Below are 24,886 nucleotides of genomic sequence, written 5' to 3'. Positions count from 1 at the left end.
CGGGTCACCCTAGTCCTCGCTTCACGTACGCCCGCAGCACCGCCGCAGGCGGGAGCGTGCCGAGCACGATGAGCAGCAGCGCCGCGAACTCCAGCACGCCGGCGCCGCCGAAGATCAGGTCGTCTCCCGGTCCACCCAGCGTCATCAGCCCCACCGTCAACAGCCAGGTCCACAACGGAAGGGCCGCGACCCGCGGCGACGTGGTCCAGTGCAACCCGGCCCACACCAGCGCGGCGTTGACCAGGCCGGCGATCAGCGCGCTGATCGGAAAAGGAACGGATCCCAGGCGGAGCGGAAGGAAGAAGGCCGAAGCGATGGCGCACAACACCCCATCGATGGCCAGCAGCGTCAGGACCGCCACGCTTCGAGGCCCGGCGGTGGTAGTGAGCGAGGTCAGGTCGGGATGCTGTCCAGCATGCCGGTGAGGGAACCGATCACCCACTGCAGGCTGTCGAACCGGTCCTGCCAGTGCTGCAGGTTGGGATCGAGATCTGGATCCATGTGCCGTCCCTTCGTCGCGCCGCCGACTGCGGGCGAGCTTACTCCCTCTCGGCGCCGCTATTGAAGGTCCAGTCCGGCGAGGAGGTCGGTTTCCCACCCTCGACTGTCGCGTTCACCGGCCGAACCCGCGGCCAGGATGTAGTGCTCGACGCCCCCGACCGGTAGCGCGATGTTGTTGGACAGCGCGAACGAGCGATCGTCCGCGGCGACGGTGATCTGCGTGGCGTGCGCGCGCATCGCCGCCACCTTTGCGCTCAACTGTTCGAAATCTTCGATCACCGCGTCGATCTCGTCGTCGGGATAGCCGAACGGCACCTCGTCCACAGTCACTCGGGTCCACTCGGAGGGCGCATCGTCGATCCTGGCGAGCCCTTCAGCGATCGCGTCCTTGGACGTCACAGCCCAGTAGACCTTCGGCACGGCCCACGGCTCGCCAGGAAACTCCGGCCCTTCGGCGGCGGCCACGGCGGCCATTGTCACCTCGTGGGTGTGGATGTGGTCGGGATGTCCGTAGCCGCCCTGCGGGTCGTAGGTGACGACGACGTGCGGGCGCAGCTCGCGGATGACCTCGACCAGCGCGCCCACGGCCTCGGCGGGATCGGCGTCGATGAACCTCTCGTGGTGCCGCCGCGGTGTGCCCGCCATTCCAGAGTCGCGCCAGCGCCCGGCACCGCCGAGATACTCCGGTTCGTCGAGGCCCAGCGCGTTCAGCGCCGCGGTCAACTCGCCGATGCGGTACCCGCCGAGCTGATCGGCCTCGTCCACGGCCAGGTGCGCCCACCGCTCGCCGATGACCTCGCCCTCTTCGCCGAGCGTGCACGTCACGACGCGCACCTGCGCGCCGCGGGAGACGTAGTGGGCGATCGTGGCGCCGGTGGTCAGCGTCTCGTCGTCGGGATGGGCGTGCACGAACAACAGCCGCCCATCGCTGTGATCATCGCGTTCCATTCGCACCAGCTTGCCTGCCGCCCGGAACACATTTTCACCAGGTGTCCCGGCGCGGCGCTACTGCTTGGTCTTCACCCATTCGCCGGCGTCGCCGACGATGCCGACCGGCACGGCGCCGGACAGGCTGACGTTCTGCACGCTCGGACCGGACGCCACGATCGTGGTGTCCTGCAGGATCGGCAGCACGGTCGCCATGTTCCACAGGCGCGGTTCGACGGCGGTGATGACATCGGCGATGTCGTCGCTGCCGTCGAGCGCGGCGTCGATCTTCGGCTGGATGCTGCGATCGCAGATCCCGGTGATGTTGCTCGGCGCCTGGACCAGCTCGTCCGAGTCCGGCTCTGGCTGCGGGCTCGGCGTCGTGGCCGTCGGTGTGGGCCGCGTCGTCTTCGGTGTCGGGGTGGCGGGAGGCGTGGTCCGGGGGCCGGGTTCGGCCGTCGCCACCGGCGTCGCCTCCAGCGCGCGGCAGCCGTAGCGCGACGCGAGCGACGTGGCCAGATCCCCGCCCGCGTGATTCCAGCCCACCACCGCATCGACCCGGTTGTTGGGCAGCGCCTCGGCGTACAGCGCCACCGGGTCGAGCGCCGACACCGATGCCGCGATGCCGACGTTGCGCAGCTGATCGGCTGCGGTGTTGGCCACGGCCACCGACGTCGGGTCGTTGGCCGCCACCCCGATCACCAACGCCAACGGCTCACCGTCCTTGGCGATGCGCCCGCGGTCACCGTCCGGCGGGGGGCTCCCGGGAGTGAGCGGCGCACTGGTCACGACCGGTTCCAGCTCGTAGCCCGCGTCGGCCAGGAGCCCGAGGGCGTCCTCCTTGGCCATCGCGGGCGGGGCGGTGGGGACGTAACCGGGATCTGACGGCGAGCGCACCTGCGCCTGCGCCAACGTCACCGTGTTGTCGTCACCTGCGCCGACGGCGGCCAGAAGGTCGACGTCGAGCAGGCCCAGAACGGCCTTGCGGACCTGCGGATCCCGCAACGCGGGCTGCTGGGCCCGCAGACTCAACCGCATCACGCGCGGCGTGACGATCCGCGCCGTGCGCACGTCGGGGATCGCGGACAGTTGGGCGAACACGGCCGACCCGCCGTGCACCTGGGCGACCTGCGTGTCACCGTTGCGAATCGAATCGGCCAGCGCCGCCGAGTCGCCACCCCTGCGGAACAACACCTGATCGGGTTTCGCCGGAGGACCCCAGTACCGGTCGTTGCGGGCCAGCAGAATTTCGTCGCGCTGGGGGTCGATGTTCTCGACGCGGAACTGACCGCCGGTCACGGGCAGCGCCCGCGCGAGGCCCGCCGCGAACCCGCCAGGCACGTCCTTGACGATGTGGGCCGGGAGGATGTCGTTGAACAACTCGCGCCACGCCGGATACGGCTGCGAGAACGTCACGACCGCGGTCTTGCCGCCTTCGACCGACTGCACGCCGGTGATCAGGTCGTAGCCCGCCGGGTCGACGACCCCGGGCTGGCTGACCATCTGCTGCCAGAGGTACCAGTAGTCGTCGGCGGCGATGGGCGCGTTGTCGGTCCACGACGCCTCGGGGCGGATCTTGTACGTGACGGTGAACGGGTCTCGGCTCGTCACCTCTGCCGAGTCCAGCAGCGTGGTGTCGAGCTCCCACCGCGACCCGGTCGGGGTCTTCGGATCGGCGATGGGCCGGAAGGAACTGGGCAGCACGAGCGAGCTGATCGCCGCGTTGACGGGCGACTGATCGGACAGCAGATGCGGATTGAAGCCGGGGCCGATCCAGTCGATCGCCATGATGATCTGCGTCGCCTTCAACGGAGGAGGCGGCGGCTGCTGCTGCGTGTCGGTGCTCTGCGGCGCGGGCGGCGGGCTGACGGTGCAGGCGGCCAACAGTGTCACCATCGCGGACAACATGGCGATGACGCGTCGGGGGCCGGGCACGCCCAACAGGGTATCGGGCAACTTTGAGGCACCCGCCCGATCGGCGACCGTCGGTTTCAGCCGCGGGCCTTCGCGCGCGCCTTGGCCCTGGCGCGCAGGCTCGCGTTCAACTCCACCTTGCGCACGCGGACGACCTCGGGGGTGACCTCGACGCATTCGTCCTCTGCGCAGAACTCCATGGCTTGTTCCAGGGTCAGTTCCAGCGGCCGGGCCAGGGTTTCGATGACGTCGGCCGTCGAGCTGCGCATGTTGGTGAGCTTCTTCTCCCGGGTCACGTTGACGTCGAGATCCTCGGCGCGCGGGTTGATCCCGACGACCTGACCTTCGTAGGTGTCCTGGCCGGGCTCGACGAAGAACTGGCCGCGGTCGGCGAGCTGGATCATCGCGAACGGCGTGATCTGACCGCTGCGGTCGGAGACCAGCGAGCCGCTGTGCCGGGCGCGGATCTCCCCCGCCCACGGCCGGTAGCCGTCGAAGACCGCGTTGGCGATGCCGGTGCCGCGGGTGATGGTCAGGAAGTCGGTGCGGAACCCGATGAGCCCGCGGCTCGGCACGACGAAGTCCATCCGCACCCAACCCGCGGCGTGGTTGGTCATGTCCTCCATGCGGCCCTTGCGTGCGGCCATCAGCTGCGTGATGGCGCCGACGAACTCCTCGGGACAGTCGATGGTCATCGCTTCGTACGGCTCGTGCAGCTTGCCGTCAATCGTGCGGGTCACCACCTGCGGCTTGCCGACGGTCAGCTCGAAACCCTCGCGGCGCATCTGCTCGACGAGCACGGCCAGCGCCAGTTCGCCGCGGCCCTGCACCTCCCACGCGTCGGGCCTGCCGATGTCGACGACCTTGATCGACACGTTGCCGACCAGTTCCTGGTCCAGGCGGTTGCGCACCATCCGCGCGGTGAGCTTGTGGCCGGACACCTTGCCCGCCAGCGGTGAGGTGTTGGTGCCGATGGTGACCGAGATGGCCGGCTCGTCGACGCTGATGCGCGGCAGCGCGTGCGCGTGGTCCGGATCGGCGAGCGTGTCGCCGATCATGATCTCGGGCATGCCCGCGACGGCGACGATGTCGCCGGCGATAGCCTCGTCGGTCGGATTGCGTTCGACGCCGACGGTGGCCAGCAGTTCGGTGATCTTGGCGTTCGTGAAGACCGGTACGCCGTCGACCTCGCGCATCCAGGCGACCTGCTGGCCCTTGCGCAGCTTGCCGTTGTAGATGCGGATCAGCGCCAGGCGGCCCAGGAACGCCGAGGCGTCGAGGTTGGTGACCAGCGCCTGCAGGGGAGCTTCGGGGTCGCCGGTGGGCGGCGGGATGTGCTCCATCAGCACGTCGAAAAGCGGGTCGAGGTTGGTGCCGTCCGGGTTCTCACCGTTGGCGGGTTCGGTGGTGCTGGCGATGCCTGCGCGGCCGGACGCATACAGCGTCGGCAGCCCGAGCGCCTCCTCGGCGGCCTTCTGCGCCTCCTCGTCGAGGTCGGATGCCACGTCGAGCAGCAGGTCGTGGCTGTCGGAGACGACCTCGCTGATTCGGGCGTCCGGGCGGTCGGTCTTGTTGACCACCAGAATCACCGGCAGGTGCGCTGCCAGCGCTTTGCGCAGCACGAAGCGGGTCTGCGGCAGCGGGCCCTCGGACGCGTCGACCAGCAGCAGCACGCCGTCGACCATGGACAGCCCGCGCTCGACCTCGCCGCCGAAATCGGCGTGTCCCGGGGTGTCGATGACGTTGATGACGGTCACGTTGCCGTCGGCATGGTGGCGGTGCACGGCGGTGTTCTTGGCGAGGATCGTGATGCCCTTTTCCCGCTCGAGGTCGCCGGAGTCCATGATGCGCTCGGTGGCGTCGTCACCACGGTGTGTGAGCGCGCCCGACTGACGCAGCATGGCGTCGACCAGGGTCGTCTTCCCGTGGTCGACGTGTGCCACGATGGCGACGTTCCTAAAATCCACTTCGAGATTGTCGCAGTGCGGTCGGCCGATCACGAAAACGAGAGATGTCCGTCACTTGAAGCCCAGCAAGCTCGCCGACCTCAAGCCGAAGAAGAAGTGCTGCCGCAGCAAGCCCCGGTGTAAGCGCTGCCCGGTCGTGGTGCACCAGGTCCGCAAGGCGGAACTCAACGGTCTGCGCGGCAAGGACCTGGCGAAGGTGCACAAGCGGGCGCGCAAGATCAAGTAGTCCGGAGCACACAGCGTTTGCGCAGGTGCGGTGACTACCGTCGACCTCCTTACCCGAGGGAGGGAGACGGGTCATGATGATCTTCGAGATCCTCACCGTGGTGCTCATCGGAGCGCTGGCGGCCGCCGCAGTCGCGGCGATCTACATCGGACTGCTCAACTGGATGGGCGCCGCTTTCGTGGTGCGATGCGCGACCTGTCACCACCTGACGCTGTCGTCGACCACCGCATCGCGCGAATCCTGCGTGCACTGCCGGCATCCGGCGCTGCTGCACCCCATCTACGCGATGCATCACCAACCGGCGGTGCGCGTCGTCCGCGACGGCTTGCGTTACTGACCCCCCAGCGCCAGGCGCAGCTCCGGCACCCACGCGCGGTCGGCGGGAACCCAAGCGAGGCCGTCGAGTTCGTCGGCGGTGACCCAGCGCAGCGCCCGGTGGTCATTGGGATGCAGGGTGCCACCGGTCCGGGTGACGACGTAGGCGCGCAGAGACGTCGTCGGTCCGAGCGCGACGTCGGCGCCCAGACGCGCGCCGACGGTCACTTCCACGCCGAGTTCTTCGTGTAGCTCGCGGGCCAGCGCGGCCTCGTCGGTCTCGCCTGCCGACACCTTGCCGCCGGGCAACTCCCACAGCCCGGCCAGTTCGGGCGGCCGCTCGCGCTGCGCCACCAGCAGCACCCCGGCGTCGATCAGCGCACCGGCCACCACGATCTGCTCTGACATCGCGACCGAAGGTATACCGTCGAACCCATGGCTGTGTTAACGGACGAACAAGTAGACGCCGCACTGCCCGATCTGCCCGGCTGGGAGCGAGCCGACGGCGCCCTGCGACGCTCGATCAAGTTCCCCGCGTTTCTCGACGGCATCGACGCGGTGCGCCGGGTCGGTGAGCACGCGGAGTCCAAGGATCACCATCCCGATATCGACATCCGCTGGCGGACGGTGACTTTCGCACTGGTGACACATTCCGAGGGCGGCATCACCGAGAAGGACCTCGAGATGGCCAAGGACATCAACGGGATCGTCGGCCAGTAGCGGCGATCCACGCCAGCGTCGCCAGCGTGGCGACGATGTAGATCAACCCGGCCCACGCCAGATACCACGGTCGCGGGATCACCCAGATCGTGGGCTGCGCGAAGCTCAGCAGCCAGGGCACGCCGATCAGGGTCAGGGCCAGCCACCCCCACCCCAACACCCGCGTGCCCTGCAGGGCGCTCAGCGGCCCGTGCAGCAACCAGATCATCAACGGGATCAGCCACACCCAGTGATGCGTCCACGAGATCGGTGACAGCAGCAGACCGAACAACTGCACCACGACGATCGCACCCAACCGATCCGAAGCGCCGCCGATTGCGCGCCACGCCAGGATCGCCAGCACAGCCGTCAACGCGATGCCCGCCACGACCGCGAGCCCGTAACCCGCGTCGTGCCCGAGTATCCGCGATATCCCGCCGCGCCACGACTGGTTGAACGACGTGCCGACCGGGCCGACACGATTGGCGTCACCGAGCAGTTCGGTGAAGTAGCGCCGGGTCTCGTCGCCGACGACCAAGGCCGAAATCCCCACGGTCGCAACGAATACGACCGCTGAAAAGATCACCGCACCCCATCGCCGCGCGCCGAGGAAGTACAACCCCGAGACCGCGGGCGTCAGCTTCAACCCCGCCGCGACCCCGACCAGCAGGCCGGACAACCACCACCGCGTGCTGTACACCGCATAGAGGACCGCCAGCACGAGCACCACGTTGATCTGCCCGTAGTCGAAGGTGCTGCGGAGCGGTTCGAGCCAGATGCCGACCGCCGTCCACAGCATCGCGATCCGCCGATCGCCGGAACCCAGGAGTCGCTGGCTGATGCGCACCACGCCGTAGAGGGCGGCGATGATCCCGAGTTGCCACAACAACGCGACGAGGCCGAACGGCAACAGGTGAAGCGGGTAGAACACCACCGCGGCGAACGGCGGATAGGTGAACGGCAGCGGGAAGTCCGGCGTCTGCTCGGCGTAGATGTAGTCGTAGAGCGCGCCGGGTTGGTTCAGTGTGCCGGCACCTCCGACGTAGACGTGCAGGTCGACGAAGTTCGCGCCGTTGGGCACCAGATAGGTCCACGCCAGTCGCGCGGCGATGCTGATCACCAACAGCACGGGCGCCGCAGCGGCCAGTCGGGCAGCCATCCGCGACGTCGACGGGGCGCTTGTCGAGGTGTCTATCCGCCCGACTCTATCCGCCGGTCACCGAAACCCCTCGCTTGCGTAACGGTTGAGTCACCGCCACACGTGTCACTTGAGTCACACCAGTAACTCCGTAGCTTCGGGCGAAGACGTGCCGACACAACTGATTGGGAGAACCATGCGCAGCACCGGAAAACTGTTCGCGACCACCATGATCGCCGCGGCGGGAGCGGTCTCGGCCGCGCTGGCGCTGAGCGCCACCGCCACCGCCCAGCCCGCGGCGCCTGCGCCCGCGCCGAGCGTGCCGGGCTTGCCGCTCATCCAGCAGTTGGCGTCGAACCCGGCCGCCGCGACGCAGCTCATGCAGGGCTTCACATCGCTGTTGAACACCGCTCAGGCCCCTGCCGCCCCGGCCGCGACGCCTCCGTCGGCGACGGCGACGGTCACCCTTCCGCAGCCGCCGTCATCACTGCCCGGTATGCCCGCGGCACCGGCGGCACCCGCAGCGACGCCTGCGGCCGCACCGGCCAACCCAGCCAACCTGCTGTCCAACCTGCCGACCGGGTTGGCCTCGCTGCTGCCTGAGGGAACGCCGCTGACCGGCCTCCTGCCCGCCGCGGCCCAGGCGGCCACGCCAGCGGCCGCCGCACCCGCCGCCGCTGCCCCGGTCGCCGCACCTGCCGCTGCCCCGGCTCTGCCCAGCGCGGGTGTGGCGCCGCTGTTGATGCCGCTGTCGGCTCTTCCGTGATCCGAGGGGCGACACCGAACGACCCACTGGCAGACACGACCACTACAACCACGTTCTGAGGGAGCCATGTCAGCTCGAAGGATGTTCGCCACCGTCGCCCTCGCGATCGGCTCATCGGCCACGCTGCTCGCCAGCGGCGTGACCGGTGTGGCCGCCGCCGAACCCGCGCCCCCGGCGCCGATCGACGGGCTGCAGGCACCCGGCCTGACTGCGGTCCAGGGCATCAGCCCGGCGATCCAGCAGGCCGCCGCGGATCCGACGAATGCCGCGTCGACGCTGATGGCCGCTGCCGCGGTGTTCGCCGGTGACGCGGTCGCGCCCACCGAGTCGCGGAACGTCGCGACCGCCGTGAACGAGTTCGTCGCGCACAACCCTGCGCCCGGCGCGGTGCCGGGAGAGCAGGCGCATCTGCCGGCGGGGATCAATCCGGCTCACGCTGTCGGACCCGTACCGGAAGCGGTGCCCGCACCGGAGGTGCCGCCCGCACCTGCGGCCGCACCCGCTCCGGCACCCGTGCCTGCGACTGCACCGGTGGCTGTCGCCGCGGCGCCCGCACCCGAGGCCGCACCGGTTCCAGCACCCGCACCGGCTCCGGAGGCCGCACCGGCTCCGGGCCCAGCGCCCGCACCGGCTCCGGCCGCGGCGCCCGGCCCCGGCTTCGGTCCGGACGCCCCGCCGACGCAGGACTTCATGTACCCGTCGATCAGCAACGGCTGCCTGGGTGACGGCGGAAACGTGCTCGCCACCGCGATTTCGGTGGCCGGCCCCGCGAAGATCCCGACTCCGGGCCCCGGTCCGGGCCAAACCGCCTACGTGTTCACCGCGGTCGGCACACCGGGTCCCGCTGCCGAGCAGAAGTTGCCGCTCAACGTCACCTGGGTCAACCTGACCACCGGCAAGTCGGGCAGTGCCACGCTCAAGCCGCGCTCGGATATCAACCCCGAGGGTCCGACCACTCTGACGGCGATCGCCGACACGGGGTCGGGCAGCATCCTCTCGACGATCTTCGGACAGGTCACGACGACCGAACGGCAGTGCCAGTTCATGCCGACGATCGGCTCGACGGTCGTTCCGTAACGTCTGCCTCAACCCCCGCGAGCGACCGTGTTTGCACCGCGACATGCCGCGCCGGCGCGTGCAAATGCGGTCGCTCGCCGGGATCAGTAGTCGTCAAACCGACGTTTCGGCTGATTCGCCCGCCCGCGATCGACCATTGCGTCGGTTTGGAATCAGGATCAGTAGGCCATGAAGAGGATCGCGTCCCGGTCGTAATCGCGGCCGGGATGCGACTCGGACAGATGCGCCTGGGCCTTCTCGACCAGGTCCTCCTCGTCCTTACCGACAATCGCTTCGCCACACGGGCAGTTCAGGTGCGTCTTCATATCCCCACCTTCGCATAGGTCGCCACCAACAGGCCCAAGATATAGCCATGGATCTCTACGACGTCATGCGCACGACGGCTGCAGTGCGCGAGTACACCGGCGACCCGCTGCCCGACGACGTCCTCGAGCGCATTCTCGACAACGCCCGCTTCGCGCCGAGCGGCGGCAACCGCCAGGGCACTCGGGTCGTCGTGGTGCGCCATACCGCAACACGCGAGGCGCTGATCGAATGCGCGATACCCGGGGCAAAACGCTACATCGCGCAGCTGCGTAACGGTGAGAGCCCGTGGAATCCGTTGCATCCCTGCGGTGTTGACGAGCAGACGATCGCGGCGGTCAACGTACCGAACCAGTCTCCGCTGCGCACCGCCGAGGTGGTGCTCGTGGTCTGCGTCGATCTGGGCGTCGTGGCCGCATTCGATCAGCACCTGGACCGGGTGGGTCTGATCGCCGGCGCGTCAGTGTACCCGTTCGTCTGGAACATCCTGCTGGCCGCCCGCAACGAGGGGTACGGCGGTGTGCTCACCACCGCCGCCGTCGCCGAAGAGCCGCGTGTTCGTGAGTTGCTGGGCATCCCGGACAACTACGCGGTCGCCGCTGTACTGCCGCTCGGCAAGCCGGTCCGCCAACTGACGAAGTTGACCCGCAAACCCGTCGCCGAGATCGCCACACGGGAGCGCTTCGACGGAGAGCCGCTCACAGACCGCGAGCGGTGAGCCACGCGTCGATGTGGCGGGCCACCTCGGCCCAGCCCGGTTCGAGCATCATGTTGTGCCCCATGTCCGGGAAGATCTCGGCCTGCCCGCCATACGCCCTCGCGGTCGCGTCGACCTCCGCGCGTGTGATCGCGCCGTCGAGTTCCGCGCCAAGAACAAGGACGGGTGTCGTCACGCCCTCGGGACTGGCGATCGGACGGAAGGTGTCGAATGCGACCCGAAGGCTTTCGTTACCGACCAGCCCCGCGTAGCGAGCCACGTCCGATTCGGCGGTGTTCTGCGAGTAGAACAACCCGCGGGCGACGGTCGGCGTGTTGTACCCGTAAGCGCCGTCGCCGGTGACCATGTTCCTGAACATCAGCCACGGATGTCGCCGCATCAAGCGCTGCGCGAAGCCACGGCTGCCGCGAACGGACGCGGACGCCAACAAAACGGCCGCCGCTGCGTCGTTGCGCTGGAGATACTTCTGGACGATGAACCCGCCCATCGAGTGGCCGACGAGGATTGGCGCGACGGGTAATCGCGCAATGACACTTTCGACATCGTCGATGTAGTCGGCCAGCGAACAGAGCCTGAATCGCTTTGGCACGGCACTGGCACCGTGGCCTCGCAGGCTGACCGCCACTGCGCGATAACCGTTCTCGACGAAGAAACCGAGGAAGTTCTCCCAGCACCATGCGGCGTGCCAGGCGCCGTGGATGAAGAGTAGCGGCGCCGGATGCCCAGGAGTGGTCGTGCCCTCGTCGAGCACTTCCAGCCCGACCAAGCGGATAGGGTCCAGGACTTCGTCAGCCATGGCAAGCAGTGTGCTCCGTCTCGACCCCGGCACCACGCGTAATCCACTACTTCATCTCTCGGATATCGACGTCTGGTAACGGTTCGGCGCAAACATCACGGCGTCGCTTTCGGGACGACCTGCCTCGTGAGACCTTGGGTACGTGACCTGCACGCTGGGCTACGCCACAGCAAGCACCGCCGAGCAGGGCCTCGAGGGTCAGCTCGCGGCGCTCAACGCTGCAGGCGTCGACCCCCGACGGGTGTTCACCGACCGGCTTTCCGACTCCGCCGACCGCATCGGCGCGGGCCTGCACTCCATGCTGAGCTACGCCCGTTCCGGCGACACCATCGTCGTGGTCGCGCTCGACCGGCTCGGCCGCACCGGTACCGAGGTCACCCGCACCATCGCCGAACTCTGCGAACGCGGCCTTCGGCTTCGCACTCTCAAAGAGGGCCTCGACACCGGGACCTCCACCGGCCGCGTCGTCGCATCCGTCATCAAGACGCTGGCCCGCCTGGACTCCGAGGACGCCGCGGTCTAACCCTTTGCGGCCTTGGCCGCTGCCTTCGCCTGCTTCTTGTACGACCGCACCTTCTCCAGCGAACCGGCGTCGACCACGTCGGCCACCGACCGGTACGATCCCGCCTTGCCGTAGTCGCCGGCGGCCTTGCGCCAACCTTCGGGGCTCACGCCGTACTGCTTGCCGAGCAGAGCCAGAAAGATCTTCGCCTTCTGCTCCCCGAACCCCGGCAGGGCCTTGAGCCGACGCAGGACTTCGGCGCCGTCCGGGTCGCCCTCGGTCCACAGCGCGGCCGCATCACCGCCGTAGCGATCGACGATCAACTGCGCCAGCGCCTGTACTCGTTTGGCCATCGAACCCGGAAAGCGATGAATGGCGGGCGTTTTCGAACACAACTCGACGAACTTCTCGGGGTCGTAGTCGGCGATCTCGCGGACATCGAAGCCACCGAGGCGGTCCGCGATCTTTTTGGGACCTGCGAACGCCGCCTCCATCGGGTACTGCTGGTCGAGCAGCATCCCGGTCAGCAATGCGAACGGGTTGGATTCCAGCAGCGCGTCGGCCGCGGGATCTTGGACAAGCTGCAGTTTCGCCACGACGCCAGTCTAGATCCGAGGTTTGGGCTTAGAGTTGCCTGGCAATCAGCTGAGCGTGACGCGCGTCTCCCGGCTGCGCACACGCAACGACATCTAGATCAGGAGTCGCCCGTGCCCGAGACGCAACGATCATCCTCGGACACTGCGGTCAGCGGCGAAGAATTTCGGGCCGTGCAGGCCAGCCCGGAGTTTCAGGAACTGCGGAGCCGGCTGCGACGCTTCGTCTTTCCGATGAGCGCGGTGTTCCTCATCTGGTATGCCGCCTACGTGATTCTGGGCGCCTTCGCCCACGACTTCATGGCGATCAAGTTGTGGGGCGACATCAACGTCGGGCTGTTGATCGGCGTCGGTCAGTTCGTCTCCACGTTCGTGATCACCGGCCTGTATGTGCGCTTTGCCAACCGCGAACTCGACCCGCGGGCCGAGGCCATCCGCACCAAGCTGGAAGGCGGTGCGGTATGACCACCTTGCTGGCCGTCGACCCGAACGTGGGCAACCCCGCCGCCAACATCGGCATCTTCGGGCTGTTCGTTGCGGTGACGCTGTACATCGTGATCCGCGCGAGCAAGCGCAACGCCACCGCCGCCGAGTTCTTCACGGCCGGGCGGTCGTTCACCGGCCCCCAGAACGGCATCGCGATCTCCGGTGACTATCTGTCCGCCGCCAGCTTCCTCGGCATCGCGGGTGCGATCGCGGTCTACGGCTACGACGGCTTCCTCTATTCCATCGGCTTCCTGGTCGCCTGGCTCGTCGCGCTGCTGTTGGTCGCCGAATTGCTGCGAAACGCAGGGAAATTCACGATGGCTGACGTGCTGAGCTTCCGGCTCAGGCAGCGCCCGGTGCGCCTCGCAGCGGCCACAACGACACTTGCGGTCTGCCTGTTCTACCTGCTGGCGCAGATGGCCGGCGCGGGTGGACTTGTCGCGCTGCTGCTCAACGTCACCAGTGACTTCGGCCAGGCCGTGGTGATCGCCGTCGTCGGCGTCCTGATGATCGTCTACGTGCTGATCGGCGGCATGAAGGGCACCACCTGGGTGCAGATCATCAAGGCCGTGCTGCTGATCGGCGGCGCCGCGCTGATGACGGCGTGGGTGCTCGCCAAGTTCGGCGCGAACTTCTCCAGCATCCTCGGCGCGGCCCAGTCCGCGGTATCGGGTTCGTCCAACGACGCCGTCGCCGCTCGCGATGTCCTGGCCCCCGGCGCGCAGTACGGCGCCTCGTTGACATCACAGATCAACTTCATCTCGTTGGCACTGGCCCTGGTGCTGGGCACCGCGGGCTTGCCGCACGTACTGATGCGGTTCTACACCGTGCCAACAGCCAAGGAGGCGCGCCGCTCGGTGGTCTGGGCGATCGCGCTCATCGGCGCGTTCTACCTGTTCACCCTGGCGCTCGGTTACGGCGCCGCGGCGCTCGTCGGGCCCGACACCATCCTGGCCGCCCCCGGCGGACAGAACTCGGCCGCACCGCTTTTGGCGTTCGAACTCGGCGGGGTGATCCTGCTCGGCATCATCTCGGCGGTCGCGTTCGCGACGATCCTCGCCGTGGTCGCCGGCCTGACCATCACGGCGGCAACGTCGTTCGCGCACGACATCTATGCCAGCGTGCTCAAGAGCGACCGGGTCAGCGAGAGCGAGCAGGTGCGGGTCTCGCGGATCACGGTCGTGGTGCTGGGTGTCTTCGCGATCGGCCTCGGTGTGCTGGCGGCCGAGCAGAACATTGCGTTCCTGGTCGCGCTCGCCTTCGCGGTCGCCGCGGCGGCCAACCTGCCGACCATCCTGTACTCGCTGTACTGGCCGCGGTTCAACACCCGCGGCGCGTTGTGGAGCATGTACGGCGGTCTGATCTCGACGATCGTGCTGATTGTGTTCTCCCCGGCGGTGTCGGGATCGAAGACCGCGATGCTGCCCAGCGTCGACTTCGCATGGTTCCCGCTCGCCAACCCCGGCATCGTGTCGATTCCGCTGGCCTTCCTGCTCGGCACCCTCGGCACCCTGACTTCATCCGACCGGGGCGATCCGGACATCAACGCCGAGTTCGAGGTGCGCTCGCTGACCGGCGTCGGCGCCGAGAAGGCCGTCGCCCACTGAGTTCTACTGGAATGCAGTCTCGGCGCAGAAAGCACCGAGCCGTGGCTGAGGCTGCGACCCGCGTGAACACGCGCTGGGCGTTCCCCCTGCTGGCGTACGCATTCGCCGCGATCATGCTCGGCACCACGATGCCGACGCCGATGTACGCGCTCTACGGCGAGCAGATGCGGTTCTCGGTGGTGACCACGACCGTCGTCTACGCGGCCTATGCGGGCGGTGTGCTGTTCGCGCTGCTGGCGTTCGGACGGTGGTCCGATGCGATCGGCAGACGCCCGCTGCTGCTCGGCGGTGTCGTCGCGGCGCTGATCAGTGCCGGGGTGTTCCTGGTCGCGGACTCGGTGCCGCTGCTGGTCATCGGCCGCGTGTTCTCGGGACTGTCCGCAGGCGTCTTCACCGGGACGGCCACCGCAGCCGTCATCGAGGCCGCACCGCCGCACTGGCGCAGCCGGGCGGCCGCGGTCGCTACCGTCGCCAACATCGGCGGGCTGGGGGCCGGTCCGATGCTGGCCGGCGTGCTGGTCGAGTACGCACCGATGCCGCTGCACCTGAGCTTCATCGTGCACATCGTGCTGGCGACACTGGCGGGAGTGGCGGTGCTGCTGGTGCCCGAGACCTCGCCGCGGTCCGGACGCATCGCGCTGCAGCGGCTGGCGGTACCGCCCGAGGTGCGTTCGGTGTTCATCCTTGCCGCGATCGCAGGCTTCGCCGGATTCGCCGTCACCGGGCTGTTCGCCGCCGTCGCGCCTTCCTTCGTGACCGACGTCGTCGGCATCGACAACCAGGCCGTCGCCGGGCTCATCGCCGGCTCGATCTTCGCCGCGTCCGCCCTGACCCAGATCGCCACCAGCACCATGCAGCCGCAGCGGGCGCTCGCCATCGGCTGCGCGATCCTGGTTGCCGGGATGGCAATTCTCGCAGTGGCCCTTCAACTCTCGTCGCTGATCGGGCTCATCGCGGCTGCCGTGGTGTCGGGTGCGGGCCAGGGCATGAGCTTCAGCCGCGGCCTGGCCGCCATCTCCGAACGCAGCCCGGCCGACCGTCGCGCAGAGGTCAACTCGACCTACTTCGTCATCGGCTACGTGGCCATCTCGCTGCCCGTCGTCGGCGAGGGCCTGGCCGCCGAGCAATGGGGATTACGCACGGCGGGCGTGAGTTTCGCGGTGGCGGTGGCCGTGCTCGCCGGGATCTGTCTGGCCGCGATCCTGCTCCGCGAAGCGCGCGCGTCCCGCTAGCTAGCCGCTCTTGCGGCGGAACTCCCTGCGATGCTCGACCGGCCCGTGCGTGCGCGGCTGCTTGGCACCGCCGTCCTTGTGGTCGCCTCCACCTGCAGACTTGGCCTTCTTGCGCTCCAGCGCCTCCCGGAACTTGCGCTTGGTGTCGTCTTCCGGTGTCTCAGCCATGACGGCAGCCTAGCCCGTGGGGCCGGCGGCCGTCGCCTGCTTTTAGCGCTTGCCGGGCGGCATGCCGTAGACGTGGCTGATCGGCAGCGTCATCAAGACCCGGCGATCGTCGACCATCGCGCGCCGGTAATCGTCCCAGTCGGGATGTTCGCCGGCGATGTTGCGGTACAACGCGATCAGCGCCTCCACCGTGTCGTCGTCGGGTGACGCCGCGGGCGGCGTCAGTGTCGCGTCACCCTCGGCGACCGCGTAGGACCAGCCGTCGTCCGAGCTGACGTGAAGCGAGGCGCGCGGATCGCGCCGCAGGTTGCGGGTCTTGGCCCGCGGCTCGGTGATCGACACCTGGATGGTCAACGCGCGCGAATCGAAGTAGTACGACACATTCGACAGCTGCGGGCGACCGTCGCGTTTGATGGTCGCCAGGACGCCCAGCGAGTTTCCGCCGATCAACGCGAGCAGTTTGTCATCGAACACGTGGCGTCCCATGTTCAGAGCCTACGTCTCTACCATCGAGATGTGACCGGTCCTGCACCCCGAATCGACGGCAACGTGCTCGAAGGCGTATCCGCGACCGCGCTGTGGACGCTGTACTTCCGCGCCAGCGAGGCCAAGCGCTCCGACGGAGTACTCCGCGACCCGTGGGCGGTCACACTGTTCGACGCCATCGACTACGACTACGGCAAGTTCGGCAGACCCAACCAGTCGCACGCGGTCCGGGCGCTCGCCTTCGACGCCGCCACCCGCGAGTATCTGACCGCACATCCGAAGGCCTCGGTGGTGGCGCTCGCCGAAGGCCTGCAGACCAGCTTCTGGCGACTGCAGAGGCAGGGCGTCACCGACGAATTGACCTGGTACTCAGTCGATCTCCCACCCATCGTGGCCCTACGGGAGAAGCTGTTGCCGCACGACGACCGAGTCGTCTCGCTGGCACAGTCAGCGCTGGACCGTAGCTGGATGGACCATATCGACGCGTCGAACGGGGTGTTCATCACCACCGAGGGCCTGCTGATGTATCTGGACCCCGACGACGCGCTCGGTCTGATCCGCGACTGCGCGGCCCGCTTCCCCGGCGGACGGATGGTGTTCGACAACGTGCCGCCCTGGTTCAGCCGACGCACGGTGCGCGGCAAACTGAAGCTCTCCGACCGCTACGTCACCCCACCGATGCCCTTCGCGATGACCCCCGACGAGGCGGTCGCGCTGGCTGGGCGCATCCCGGGTGTGCGCGCCGCCCACGACCTTCCCATGATTCCGGGGCGTGGACTGTACAAGGTGCTGGCCTCGCCGGTGTGGGACCGCCTCGGCTTCCTGCGCAGAGGCCGACCCAGCCACACTCTGTTGGAGTTCGGCTGATGACGCGCTACGCCGCCTTCCTGCGAGGGGTCAACGTCGGCGGCGTCAACCTCAAGATGGCTGACGTCGCGAAGGCCTTCGAAGAAGCCGGGTTCCGTTCGGTACGAACGATTCTCGCCAGCGGCAACGTGCTGTTCGAGAGCGGGTCGAAGGTCGACGCGGTGCGGAAGAAGGCCGAGAAGGCGCTGCGCGACACGTTCGGATACGACGCCTGGGTGCTGGCCTACCCGATCGACACCGTCGCGGCGATCTCGCGCGCCTACCCGTTCGAGCGCGAGGTCCCCGACCACCACTCCTACGTCACATTCGTGACCGACGAACAGGTGCTCGACGAACTCGCCGGCCTGGCAGTTGAGGCCGCGCCCGAGGAGAAGATCGAGCGGGGCGATGGCGTCATCTACTGGCAGGTGCCCAAGGCCGCGACGCTCGACACCACGATCGGCAAGACCATGGGCAAAAAGCGGTACAAGTCGTCGACCACCACCAGGAACCTGCGGACGTTGGACAAAGTCCTGCGCTAGGTACATTCGAGCAGGTGAGTTCCGATTCGAACGCCGAGTCCGCCAAGGCCGACGCCACCATGCTGACCGGTGTCTCCGAGACCGCGCTGATGACGCTGAACGTGCGAGCCACGGAGGCGCGTCGACGGGACAGACTGATCGACGACCCGATGGCGATCCAGCTCGCCGACTCCATCGACTTCGACTTCTCCAAATTCGGGCTCTCGCGCCGCCAGGACATGGCGGTGCGGGCCCTGGCGTTCGACCGCGAGACGCGGCGCTTCCTCGGCGACCATCCTCGCGCCACGGTGGTGGCGCTCGCCGAGGGGCTCCAGACCAGCTTCTACCGGATCGACGCCGCTGATGTAGGGCATGAATTCCACTGGCTCACCGTGGATCTCCCACCGGTCATCGAACTGCGCCGACGTCTGCTGCCCGCATCGGATCGGGTGCGCATGCTGGCCCAGTCGGCGCTCGACTACAGCTGGATGGACCAGGTCGACACCGAGCACGGCGTGTTCGTCACCGCCGAAGGTCTGCTGATGTATTTGCAGCCGGAGGAGGCACTCGGCCTGATCGGCGAGTGCGCGGCCCGCTTCCCCGGCGGACGAATGCTGTTCGAGCTGCCACCGGCGTGGTTCGCCCGGTTGATCAGCCGCGGCCTGTTGCGGCCGTCGTTCAGCTACCGGGTCCCGCCCATGCCGTTCCACATGACGCCCTCGCAGGTCGCCAACCTCGTCAACGAGATCCCCGGGATCCGCGCGGTGCACGATATCGCGCTGCCGCCCGGCCGCGGCAAGGTGCTCAACGCGCTGTTGTGGGGGGCTCAGCGACTGCCGTGGTTCGATTCCGTGCGACCGGTCTTCACCCTGCTCGAATTCGGCTAGCTGCCGAAATCAACCGAACGCCGCTTCCACATACCGCAGCGCGTCGTCCCTGCCGACGCCGAGCGTCTTGGCCGCCGACACGAACGTGTTCGCAGCGGTGGCCATCGCTCCGTCGACGGGATCCGCATGTGCGACGAATGTGCCGAAGCGGCCGCGGGTTTCGAGAATGCCCGCCGCCTCCAACTCGCGGTAAGCCCGCGCCACGGTGTTCACCGCGAGCCCGAGCTGGCCCGCCAGCTCGCGCACCGTCGGCAACCGCGTTCCCGGCGGCAGCCTGCCGTCGCGCACCCCGTCGATGATCTGCGTTCTGAGCTGGTCGAACAAGGCCCCCGACGAGCGCTGGTCGATGCGTACCCAATCCCCCAACCCGGCCACGTGCTCAGTATCGCCCACAGCGGCTAGTTTGGTCATGTGCAAGTGACGGTCCTCAGCGGTGCGGGAATCTCGGCCGAAAGCGGGGTGCCGACGTTCCGCGATGTCGAAACCGGGCTGTGGGCGAAGGTCGACCCGTATGAAATCTCCAGCTCGGACGGGTGGCGGGCACACCCGGAGAAGGTGTGGGCGTGGTATCTGTGGCGCCACCACATGATGAGCGCGGTGAAGCCCAACGACGGCCACCGGGCCGTCGCCGCCTGGCAGGACTACGCCGACGTGCACGTTGTCACCCAGAACGTCGACGACCTGCACGAGCGAGCGGGCAGCAAGAACGTCTACCACGTGCACGGAAGCCTGTTCGAGTTCCGCTGTGATCGCTGCCAGGAGACGTATTCCGGTGAGCTACCCGACATGCCCGAACCCGTGGAGACCGTCGACCCGCCGCGGTGTGTGTGCGGCGGGCTCATCAGACCCAACGTGGTCTGGTTCGGCGAGGCGCTGCCCGAGGACGCATGGCAGCGATCGGTTGAGGCGGTCAGCGGCGCCGACCTGGTGATCGTCGTCGGCACCTCATCGATCGTCTATCCCGCGGCGGGCCTACCCGAGATCGCACTGGCCAACGGCACCCCGGTCATCGAAGTCAACCCGGAACGCACACCGCTGTCCGGCTCCGCGACGGCGTCACTGCGCGAAACGGCGGCCGGTGCACTGCCGAACCTGCTGCAGCGGCTCCCTGCCCTACTGAACTAGCTGCGTTACTGAACCAATGAAGGCTTGACCGCCCGCCCGATCGCGAACTCGGCGACGGGCAGCGGCACCCACCTCGGCATCGTCCATTCCCGCCGAGCACCCTCGACCTCGAAACCCGCGCCCACGATGCTCTGCTCGGTGTGGCGGTGGGTGTGGCAGTTTCCGAACAGTCGCGGCCACACCGTCGCGTCGGCGATTCTCTGCAGCCGCCCGCGGCCGCCGTCACTGGCGACGTGCTCGAGATAGCGGAGCTGACCACCCGGTCGCAGCAACGAAAGCAGCTGGCGCAGAACCGTATCCGAGTCGTCGATCGAACACAGCACCAGCGAGCAGACGACCGCGTCGAACGGCTCGCTGCCCGCGGCGGCGAAGTGCTCTACGGTGTCGGTACTGACGGTGACGGGCACGCGGGCCCCCACCGCGGCCCGCTGGGCCTGTTCGGCGAGACGGCGTTCGGGCTCGACGGCCACCACCTCGCTCACCGTGTCGGGGTAGAACTCGAAGTTCGTTCCGGTGCCCGCACCGACCTCGAGAACCCGTCCCGACAAGCCTGCGAGGTTCTCGCGCCTGAGCTTTCGGATGGCGTCGGTCTCGTGGGTGGACATCACCGTCCACAACCGAGCGAAGAACGGGTTATCGACCGTGTCCGACATAAAGCATTCCCTTCAACTGAGCGACGGTTTCCGGTGGTGGCGCATCGAGGTCTACCGCGCCCCGGGCGATATGGCCAAGACACACGGCCTTCAGGACCCGGTCGGCGAAGTCCTCGACATCCCCCCATGGAAGGTACGGCTTGGAGATCAGCATCGCCGCGACCCCGTGCGCGACGGTCATCAACTCCAGCGCCGTCGCGGTCGAATCGCCAGGCGGATAGGTCCCCTCCGCCATCAGTCCCTCAACCGCGCTGCGCAGATGCACGAATGCCGAGCTGTTCAACGCGATATCCACATCGCTGCCCGGCCGGCTGTCTCCCATCGTCGCAATGCGGTACAGCTCAGGGGTTTTCATCGCGAACCGGACATACGCCAACCCTTGGGCACGCAGCACCTCGATGGTCGACGGCTGTCCCGCCGCCACACTTTGCATCTCCTCGTCGAGCTTCTCGAAGTACCGTGCGCACACCGCATCGAGCAGGGCGTCCTTGTCGGCGAAGTGCAGGTAGATCGACGGCGGGGTCACCCCGACCCGCTGCGCCACCGACCGGATCGAAACCTCTTTCGCGTTGCCCGACTCGAGCAGCAGATCGGTGGTGGCGTCGAGGATCTCGTCGCGCAGCTGCTCGCCGGACCCCCGCGGAGCGCGTCGCCGTTTCATCGCGTACCCGCCGGTTCGACCGGGGTCTCCCCCGCGGCGCGCGACGGTTCGACGGACTCCCTGAAGCCGATCCGTTCATGCAGTCTCGCCAGCGGCTTGGGCGCCCACCAGTTCCACCGTCCGAGCAGATGCATGAACGCCGGCACCAGTCCCATTCGCACCAGTGTGGCGTCGGCCAGCACCGCCAGCGTCAACCCGACACCGAACATCCGCATGAACGACACCTCCGCGGCGATCAACGCGGCGAACGAGATCGACATCAGCAACGCCGCCGCGGTGACCACGCGGCCGGTCCTGGCCAGGCCGAGCGCCACGCTCTCGTCGTTGCGGGCACGCGCGGACATCGCCGGTTCCTTTCCCAACTGCAGCCAGAACTCGCGGATGCGCGAGACCAGGAAGACCTCGTAGTCCATCGACAGCCCGAACGCGATGCAGAACAACAACACCGGCATGTTCGCCACCAAGGTCCCCGTAGGCGTGGTGCCCAGCGCGCCGAGATGGCCTTCCTGGAAGATCCACACCAGCGCACCGAATGCGGCCGTCAGCGATAAAACGTTGAGTATCAACGCCTTCACCGGCAGCACCACGCTCCCTGTGAGCAGGAAGAGCAGCACGAAGGTGATGGCCCCGATCACCCCGAGCACCAGCGGCAGACGCGACGTGATCGCCGAGGCACTGTCCCGGTTCACCTGTGCGGTGCCGGTCAGCAGCACCGGAACATCGGCGGGTGTGCTCACTGCCTCCAGCCGGTCGAGCTGCGCTTCGGAGGCATCGCTGTACAGCGGCGCTTCACTGGCCACCGTGAGAAACGCGCTGCCGTCCTTGACGCCGGTTGCGGCCGACGGCGGCCCGACCGAACTACCGTCGACGAACGTGCCGCCGGGAGCCGACACCGACGACACGTCGGAAACCCGCGAAAGATCGGCGGCGTAACGGTCCACCATCGCGGGCGTGATTCCCTTGGTGTCCGGTATGACGACGGTGATGTTGCGGGCCGAGTCGACGGCGAAGTCGTTGCGCAGCTCGTCGCCGACCTGGCGCGCCGACGCCGACTGAGGCAGGACCCGCTCGTCCGGGAACCCCCAGCGGGCGTTGAGGAACGGCGCGCCGAGGACCAGCAGCAGCGTGACGATCGCGAGCCCGATCGGAAGCGCCCGGCGCATCACGACTTTCGTGCAGCGGTACCAGAACGACTGCTCGACGGGTTTGCGAACCGGCTCCGGCCTGCCGAAGAGCCGTCGACCGAACCGCCGCACATCCAGCGAGTCCAACCGGTCGCCGAGCAGAACGATCGCCGCGGGCGCGACCACCACCGCAGCGACGGCCGCGAACGTCACCACCGCAATTCCCGCGTACGCGAACGACTTCAGGAAGTACATCGGGAACAACACCATCGCGACCATGGACAGCGCGACCGTCATCGCCGAGAACAACACCGTGCGCCCGGCGGTCACCATCGTGCGCACCAACGCCGAGTCGGGTTCCACCCCATCGGCGAGCTCGTCGCGGTACCGACTGATGATCAACAGTGTGTAATCGATTGCGAGCGCCAAACCGAGTGCGACCGTGAGGTTCAGGGCGAAGATCGAGACGTCGGTGAGGTAGGTGACGCCGCGCAGCACCGCCATCGAACCGAGGATGGCGAGACCACCGATGGCCAACGGCAGCGCGGCGGCAAGCAGGCCCCCGAACACCCAGACCAGCGCCACGAAGCACAGCGGGATCGCGATCGCCTCCATCTTCAGGAGGTCTCTTTCGCTCTGCCCGTTGATCTGCACGTAGATCATGGCCTCGCCGCCGGCGCGCACGGTGACGCCGTCGCGGTCGTGCACGAGACGCTCGGAGAGTTCCTTGGCATGCTTCTGCGCGGCGCTCTCACCGCCTGTGATACCGGCGACGATCAACCCGGTCTTCCCGTCCTCGCTGACGAGCGCGGGCGCAGCGGTCGACGGTGCGCTCCACAGCGAGGTCACCCCGACGACGGACGGTGCGGCCCGCAGTTCGGCGGCGAGTTCCTCCCCGACAGCACGGGCGGTCGGGCTCTGCGCGCCCTCGTCGGAATGCACGCTGAGGATCAGCTCCATGTCGCCCTGACCGAACTTGTCGACCAGGAGCTGGGTGGCCTTCGCCGACTCCGACGTAGGGTCCTGGAAGCCGCCCGCGGAGAGGTGTTTGGCGACAGGGATGCCGAATATCCCACACGCGACCATCACCAACACCGCTGTCGCGATGATGCGCCGAGGCGCCGCTATGGCCAGATGTGCGATTCGTTGCAGCACTCGGCGTCCTCTCGGCTCTGGACTAACGTCGGTAACTTAACAACGGTAAGTCACCAGCGTCAACGCTCCTGTCGGACACACGACTCACGGACCCGCCGCGTTCACTGCGAGTCTTCGCGATGAGTTGCGGCGTTCCTGGTAGTCGTAATCGACATGACGACGACAGACGCGGCGACCGCCGCCACCACCACGCGCGACACCGCGATGGACATCGGCCTGCTCATCCTGAGAATCGGTGTCGGCGCGGCCATTCTTCAGGCCGGCCTCATCAAGGCCTTCGACTTCGGCACCACGGTCGGTTTCATGGAGTCCGCCGGGTGGCGGTTGCCGGGGTTGGCCGCATTCATGGTCACCGCAGCCGAGACGCTCGGTGGCCTTGGACTCATCTTCGGTGCGCTGACGCCGCTGGCTGCGTGCGCGGTGATCGCGGCGATGGTCGACGCCTGGGCCGTCAACGTGTCGCAGTCGGCTTTCTGGTCCGAACCGTTCAACGTGCCGTTCCTGATCGGCGTCGGCGCCGCTGGACTGTTGTTTCTCGGGGCGGGCGCGTACTCGCTCGACGCCAAGGTGTGGGGCCGCGTGTCGTGGGGGCGGCGCGTAGCCGTCGGCCTGCTGGTCGTGGCATTCGCAGCCGCGATCCTGACCTGGGTGGCGCTGCTCGGCACCAACCCCATCCACTTCACGGCCGGGGGCTAGCGCCAGCAAATCGCTACTGGCGAGTAGTCCGCGACCCTACTTGGCGGTAAGAATTGCCACAGTATTCCGAATCGTGACTCAAAGATTCCTTAGAGGTGACCCCTACTGTCGAGTACATGTGGATCGACGACACCAGTGCCGATGTCATCAAGGTCGACTTCGAGGCGCTCTACCACGGCGACGTCCTGGTAGAAGGCGACACCTCGGAGCAGCTCGACGACGAGCACACCCTGCGTACCGCCGTCTGACCGAACGCGCGCCGAGGGGTCGCGCATTCGCTCCGACGGTTCGGCCTCGAGGGCCAGAGCCGGTTCTGTGATGCTTCCTTGTTGAACCCGCCCCGCTAAGTTGAATCCGCCCCGCTAAATTCGATCCCCGTTCTTAAGCCACGTTCTCTTCTTCGTCGTCAGCGATCATGTCGCTGAGCCGGCCGCTGATGATCTCCTCGGCCTCGTCGACGATGCGCGCGACCAGATCCCCACAGGTTGGGATGTCGTTGATCAGCCCCATCGCGGTGCCCACGCTCCAGATGCCGGCGTCGAGGTCGCCGACCTCGTAGACCTTCACCCCGCGCGAACCGGCGACCAGGTCCTTGACATCCTCGAACTGACCGCCGCGATTGAGGATCTCAACGACCTCACGCGACACCGCGTTGCTGGCCACCCGGGCCGTGTTGCGCAGCGGCCGGAAGATCAGCTCCGTGTCGAGCTCGGTGCCCGCAACGATCGCCTCCTTGACGTTCTGGTGGATCGCCGATTCGACGGTGCACATGAACCGCGATCCCATGTTGATGCCGT

Annotated in this window: 32 protein-coding genes; 16 read left to right on the top strand and 16 right to left on the bottom strand. The window is 67.7% G+C overall.

The features are described 5' to 3' along the window. Nucleotides 1-4 precede the first annotated feature (4 nt). The 4 genes from AAHH99_RS16910 to typA all read right to left on the bottom strand — a co-directional run bounded on the left by AAHH99_RS16910 (nucleotide 5) and on the right by typA (nucleotide 5,309). Nucleotides 5-397 (bottom strand): hypothetical protein, encoded by a 393-nt coding sequence (locus tag AAHH99_RS16910; protein ID WP_418769897.1) that lies wholly within the window; start codon nucleotides 395-397, stop codon nucleotides 5-7. A gap of 161 nt (nucleotides 398-558) precedes the next feature. Beyond that, a complete protein-coding gene (mshB, locus tag AAHH99_RS16905) occupies nucleotides 559-1,449 on the bottom strand; it encodes an N-acetyl-1-D-myo-inositol-2-amino-2-deoxy-alpha-D-glucopyranoside deacetylase (RefSeq protein WP_418769763.1) in 891 nt (296 codons plus the stop codon). Between the two features lie 57 nt (nucleotides 1,450-1,506). Further along, nucleotides 1,507-3,369: an ABC transporter family substrate-binding protein gene (locus tag AAHH99_RS16900; protein WP_418769896.1), complete on the bottom strand. Its 1,863-nt coding sequence runs from the start codon at nucleotides 3,367-3,369 to the stop codon at nucleotides 1,507-1,509. A gap of 50 nt (nucleotides 3,370-3,419) precedes the next feature. Continuing rightward, complete coding sequence (gene typA / locus AAHH99_RS16895) at nucleotides 3,420-5,309, bottom strand: translational GTPase TypA (RefSeq protein ID WP_418769762.1); 1,890 nt, start codon at nucleotides 5,307-5,309, stop codon at nucleotides 3,420-3,422. Between the two features lie 55 nt (nucleotides 5,310-5,364). Between typA and AAHH99_RS16890 the strand changes: the two genes are divergently transcribed. Then, complete coding sequence (locus AAHH99_RS16890) at nucleotides 5,365-5,535, top strand: hypothetical protein (protein ID WP_094292898.1); 171 nt, start codon at nucleotides 5,365-5,367, stop codon at nucleotides 5,533-5,535. 73 nt (nucleotides 5,536-5,608) lie between these two features. After that, nucleotides 5,609-5,872, top strand: a complete 264-nt coding sequence (locus tag AAHH99_RS16885; protein WP_418769761.1) for a hypothetical protein — start codon at nucleotides 5,609-5,611, stop codon at nucleotides 5,870-5,872. Here the strand turns inward: AAHH99_RS16885 and AAHH99_RS16880 are convergent. Next, nucleotides 5,866-6,258 (bottom strand): (deoxy)nucleoside triphosphate pyrophosphohydrolase, encoded by a 393-nt coding sequence (locus tag AAHH99_RS16880; protein WP_066808028.1) that lies wholly within the window; start codon nucleotides 6,256-6,258, stop codon nucleotides 5,866-5,868. The genes AAHH99_RS16885 and AAHH99_RS16880 overlap by 7 nt on opposite strands. A gap of 27 nt (nucleotides 6,259-6,285) precedes the next feature. Between AAHH99_RS16880 and AAHH99_RS16875 the strand changes: the two genes are divergently transcribed. Then, a complete protein-coding gene (locus tag AAHH99_RS16875) occupies nucleotides 6,286-6,570 on the top strand; it encodes a 4a-hydroxytetrahydrobiopterin dehydratase (protein WP_418769760.1) in 285 nt (94 codons plus the stop codon). Here AAHH99_RS16875 and AAHH99_RS16870 read toward each other — a convergent pair. Next, a complete protein-coding gene (locus tag AAHH99_RS16870) occupies nucleotides 6,548-7,708 on the bottom strand; it encodes a mannosyltransferase (RefSeq protein WP_418769759.1) in 1,161 nt (386 codons plus the stop codon). The genes AAHH99_RS16875 and AAHH99_RS16870 overlap by 23 nt on opposite strands. A gap of 175 nt (nucleotides 7,709-7,883) precedes the next feature. On the opposite strand from AAHH99_RS16870, the gene AAHH99_RS16865 reads away from it, so the two are divergent. Both AAHH99_RS16865 and AAHH99_RS16860 read left to right on the top strand, forming a co-directional pair. Next, nucleotides 7,884-8,453: a hypothetical protein gene (locus AAHH99_RS16865; protein ID WP_418769758.1), complete on the top strand. Its 570-nt coding sequence runs from the start codon at nucleotides 7,884-7,886 to the stop codon at nucleotides 8,451-8,453. A 66-nt stretch (nucleotides 8,454-8,519) separates the two neighbouring features. Beyond that, nucleotides 8,520-9,530 (top strand): hypothetical protein, encoded by a 1,011-nt coding sequence (locus tag AAHH99_RS16860; RefSeq protein ID WP_418769757.1) that lies wholly within the window; start codon nucleotides 8,520-8,522, stop codon nucleotides 9,528-9,530. A 158-nt stretch (nucleotides 9,531-9,688) separates the two neighbouring features. Here AAHH99_RS16860 and AAHH99_RS16855 read toward each other — a convergent pair whose 3' ends face one another. Then, nucleotides 9,689-9,835 carry a DUF1059 domain-containing protein gene (locus AAHH99_RS16855; RefSeq protein WP_066808023.1) on the bottom strand — a complete coding sequence of 49 codons (147 nt, stop codon included), beginning with the start codon at nucleotides 9,833-9,835 and terminating at the stop codon, nucleotides 9,689-9,691. Nucleotides 9,836-9,882: 47 nt separating this feature from the next. Between AAHH99_RS16855 and AAHH99_RS16850 the strand changes: the two genes are divergently transcribed. After that, nucleotides 9,883-10,551: a nitroreductase family protein gene (locus AAHH99_RS16850; protein WP_418769756.1), complete on the top strand. Its 669-nt coding sequence runs from the start codon at nucleotides 9,883-9,885 to the stop codon at nucleotides 10,549-10,551. Here AAHH99_RS16850 and AAHH99_RS16845 read toward each other — a convergent pair. Next, nucleotides 10,532-11,347, bottom strand: coding sequence for an alpha/beta hydrolase (locus tag AAHH99_RS16845; RefSeq protein ID WP_418769755.1), 816 nt, complete (start codon nucleotides 11,345-11,347; stop codon nucleotides 10,532-10,534). The two genes, AAHH99_RS16850 and AAHH99_RS16845, sit on opposite strands and share 20 nt — an antisense overlap. A gap of 142 nt (nucleotides 11,348-11,489) precedes the next feature. Here AAHH99_RS16845 and AAHH99_RS16840 point away from each other — a divergent pair, with 142 nt between their 5' ends. Continuing rightward, nucleotides 11,490-11,870, top strand: coding sequence for a recombinase family protein (locus AAHH99_RS16840; protein ID WP_064397985.1), 381 nt, complete (start codon nucleotides 11,490-11,492; stop codon nucleotides 11,868-11,870). Here AAHH99_RS16840 and AAHH99_RS16835 read toward each other — a convergent pair. Next, a complete protein-coding gene (locus AAHH99_RS16835; protein WP_418769754.1) occupies nucleotides 11,867-12,445 on the bottom strand; it encodes an HhH-GPD-type base excision DNA repair protein in 579 nt (192 codons plus the stop codon). The two genes, AAHH99_RS16840 and AAHH99_RS16835, sit on opposite strands and share 4 nt — an antisense overlap. Nucleotides 12,446-12,556: 111 nt before the next feature. Between AAHH99_RS16835 and AAHH99_RS16830 the strand changes: the two genes are divergently transcribed. Genes AAHH99_RS16830 through AAHH99_RS16820 form a run of 3 tightly spaced genes read left to right on the top strand, consistent with a single transcriptional unit; the run spans nucleotide 12,557 to nucleotide 15,767 of the window. After that, nucleotides 12,557-12,907, top strand: coding sequence for a DUF485 domain-containing protein (locus AAHH99_RS16830; RefSeq protein ID WP_418769753.1), 351 nt, complete (start codon nucleotides 12,557-12,559; stop codon nucleotides 12,905-12,907). Further along, a complete protein-coding gene (locus AAHH99_RS16825) occupies nucleotides 12,904-14,535 on the top strand; it encodes a cation acetate symporter (protein ID WP_418769752.1) in 1,632 nt (543 codons plus the stop codon). Before AAHH99_RS16830 ends, AAHH99_RS16825 begins: the two co-directional genes overlap by 4 nt. A 41-nt stretch (nucleotides 14,536-14,576) precedes the next feature. Beyond that, the gene (locus AAHH99_RS16820; protein WP_418769751.1) at nucleotides 14,577-15,767 is read left to right on the top strand and encodes an MFS transporter; all 1,191 of its coding nucleotides are present in this window, start codon (nucleotides 14,577-14,579) and stop codon (nucleotides 15,765-15,767) included. Here AAHH99_RS16820 and AAHH99_RS16815 read toward each other — a convergent pair whose 3' ends face one another. After that, nucleotides 15,768-15,935 (bottom strand): DUF5302 domain-containing protein, encoded by a 168-nt coding sequence (locus tag AAHH99_RS16815; RefSeq protein WP_094289178.1) that lies wholly within the window; start codon nucleotides 15,933-15,935, stop codon nucleotides 15,768-15,770. Between the two features lie 42 nt (nucleotides 15,936-15,977). Beyond that, on the bottom strand, nucleotides 15,978-16,421 hold the full coding sequence (locus AAHH99_RS16810; RefSeq protein ID WP_418769750.1) for a PPOX class F420-dependent oxidoreductase: 444 nt from the start codon (nucleotides 16,419-16,421) through the stop codon (nucleotides 15,978-15,980). Nucleotides 16,422-16,451: 30 nt separating this feature from the next. On the opposite strand from AAHH99_RS16810, the gene AAHH99_RS16805 reads away from it, so the two are divergent. Genes AAHH99_RS16805 through AAHH99_RS16795 form a run of 3 tightly spaced genes read left to right on the top strand, consistent with a single transcriptional unit; the run spans nucleotide 16,452 to nucleotide 18,675 of the window. After that, nucleotides 16,452-17,288 carry a class I SAM-dependent methyltransferase gene (locus AAHH99_RS16805; RefSeq protein WP_418769749.1) on the top strand — a complete coding sequence of 279 codons (837 nt, stop codon included), beginning with the start codon at nucleotides 16,452-16,454 and terminating at the stop codon, nucleotides 17,286-17,288. Further along, nucleotides 17,288-17,809, top strand: a complete 522-nt coding sequence (locus tag AAHH99_RS16800) for a DUF1697 domain-containing protein (RefSeq protein ID WP_418769748.1) — start codon at nucleotides 17,288-17,290, stop codon at nucleotides 17,807-17,809. The genes AAHH99_RS16805 and AAHH99_RS16800 overlap by 1 nt, the downstream gene beginning before the upstream one ends. Before the next feature lie 59 nt (nucleotides 17,810-17,868). Next, a complete protein-coding gene (locus AAHH99_RS16795; RefSeq protein ID WP_418769895.1) occupies nucleotides 17,869-18,675 on the top strand; it encodes a class I SAM-dependent methyltransferase in 807 nt (268 codons plus the stop codon). A gap of 9 nt (nucleotides 18,676-18,684) precedes the next feature. Here AAHH99_RS16795 and AAHH99_RS16790 read toward each other — a convergent pair whose 3' ends face one another. Then, complete coding sequence (locus tag AAHH99_RS16790) at nucleotides 18,685-19,050, bottom strand: GntR family transcriptional regulator (RefSeq protein ID WP_066847485.1); 366 nt, start codon at nucleotides 19,048-19,050, stop codon at nucleotides 18,685-18,687. Nucleotides 19,051-19,086: 36 nt separating this feature from the next. On the opposite strand from AAHH99_RS16790, the gene AAHH99_RS16785 reads away from it, so the two are divergent. Continuing rightward, the gene (locus tag AAHH99_RS16785) at nucleotides 19,087-19,800 is read left to right on the top strand and encodes an NAD-dependent deacylase (protein ID WP_418769747.1); all 714 of its coding nucleotides are present in this window, start codon (nucleotides 19,087-19,089) and stop codon (nucleotides 19,798-19,800) included. Between the two features lie 5 nt (nucleotides 19,801-19,805). On the opposite strand, the gene AAHH99_RS16780 is transcribed toward AAHH99_RS16785, so the two are convergent. From AAHH99_RS16780 to AAHH99_RS16770, 3 genes are read right to left on the bottom strand one after another with little or no spacing between them, the layout of a single operon-like run. Further along, the gene (locus AAHH99_RS16780; RefSeq protein ID WP_418769746.1) at nucleotides 19,806-20,453 is read right to left on the bottom strand and encodes a class I SAM-dependent methyltransferase; all 648 of its coding nucleotides are present in this window, start codon (nucleotides 20,451-20,453) and stop codon (nucleotides 19,806-19,808) included. Beyond that, the gene (locus AAHH99_RS16775; RefSeq protein ID WP_418769745.1) at nucleotides 20,434-21,114 is read right to left on the bottom strand and encodes a TetR/AcrR family transcriptional regulator; all 681 of its coding nucleotides are present in this window, start codon (nucleotides 21,112-21,114) and stop codon (nucleotides 20,434-20,436) included. Before AAHH99_RS16775 ends, AAHH99_RS16780 begins: the two co-directional genes overlap by 20 nt. Next, nucleotides 21,111-23,393 carry an MMPL family transporter gene (locus tag AAHH99_RS16770; protein ID WP_418769744.1) on the bottom strand — a complete coding sequence of 761 codons (2,283 nt, stop codon included), beginning with the start codon at nucleotides 23,391-23,393 and terminating at the stop codon, nucleotides 21,111-21,113. Before AAHH99_RS16770 ends, AAHH99_RS16775 begins: the two co-directional genes overlap by 4 nt. A 153-nt stretch (nucleotides 23,394-23,546) precedes the next feature. Here AAHH99_RS16770 and AAHH99_RS16765 point away from each other — a divergent pair, with 153 nt between their 5' ends. Further along, on the top strand, nucleotides 23,547-24,089 hold the full coding sequence (locus AAHH99_RS16765; RefSeq protein ID WP_418769743.1) for a DoxX family protein: 543 nt from the start codon (nucleotides 23,547-23,549) through the stop codon (nucleotides 24,087-24,089). Between the two features lie 95 nt (nucleotides 24,090-24,184). Next, nucleotides 24,185-24,337: a hypothetical protein gene (locus AAHH99_RS16760; protein ID WP_164673963.1), complete on the top strand. Its 153-nt coding sequence runs from the start codon at nucleotides 24,185-24,187 to the stop codon at nucleotides 24,335-24,337. Between the two features lie 133 nt (nucleotides 24,338-24,470). On the opposite strand, the gene AAHH99_RS16755 is transcribed toward AAHH99_RS16760, so the two are convergent. Continuing rightward, nucleotides 24,471-24,886: NAD(P)H-dependent flavin oxidoreductase (locus tag AAHH99_RS16755; RefSeq protein WP_418769742.1), on the bottom strand; the 416-nt coding region annotated here is incomplete at its 5' end.

Origin of the sequence: Mycobacterium neumannii, from assembly GCF_048452905.1 — a bacterium.
GTDB classification, from domain to species: Bacteria; Actinomycetota; Actinomycetes; order Mycobacteriales; family Mycobacteriaceae; genus Mycobacterium; species Mycobacterium neumannii_B.
Note: the sequence above shows the minus strand (reverse complement) of the source record. Positions and strands in the feature narration are given on the sequence as shown.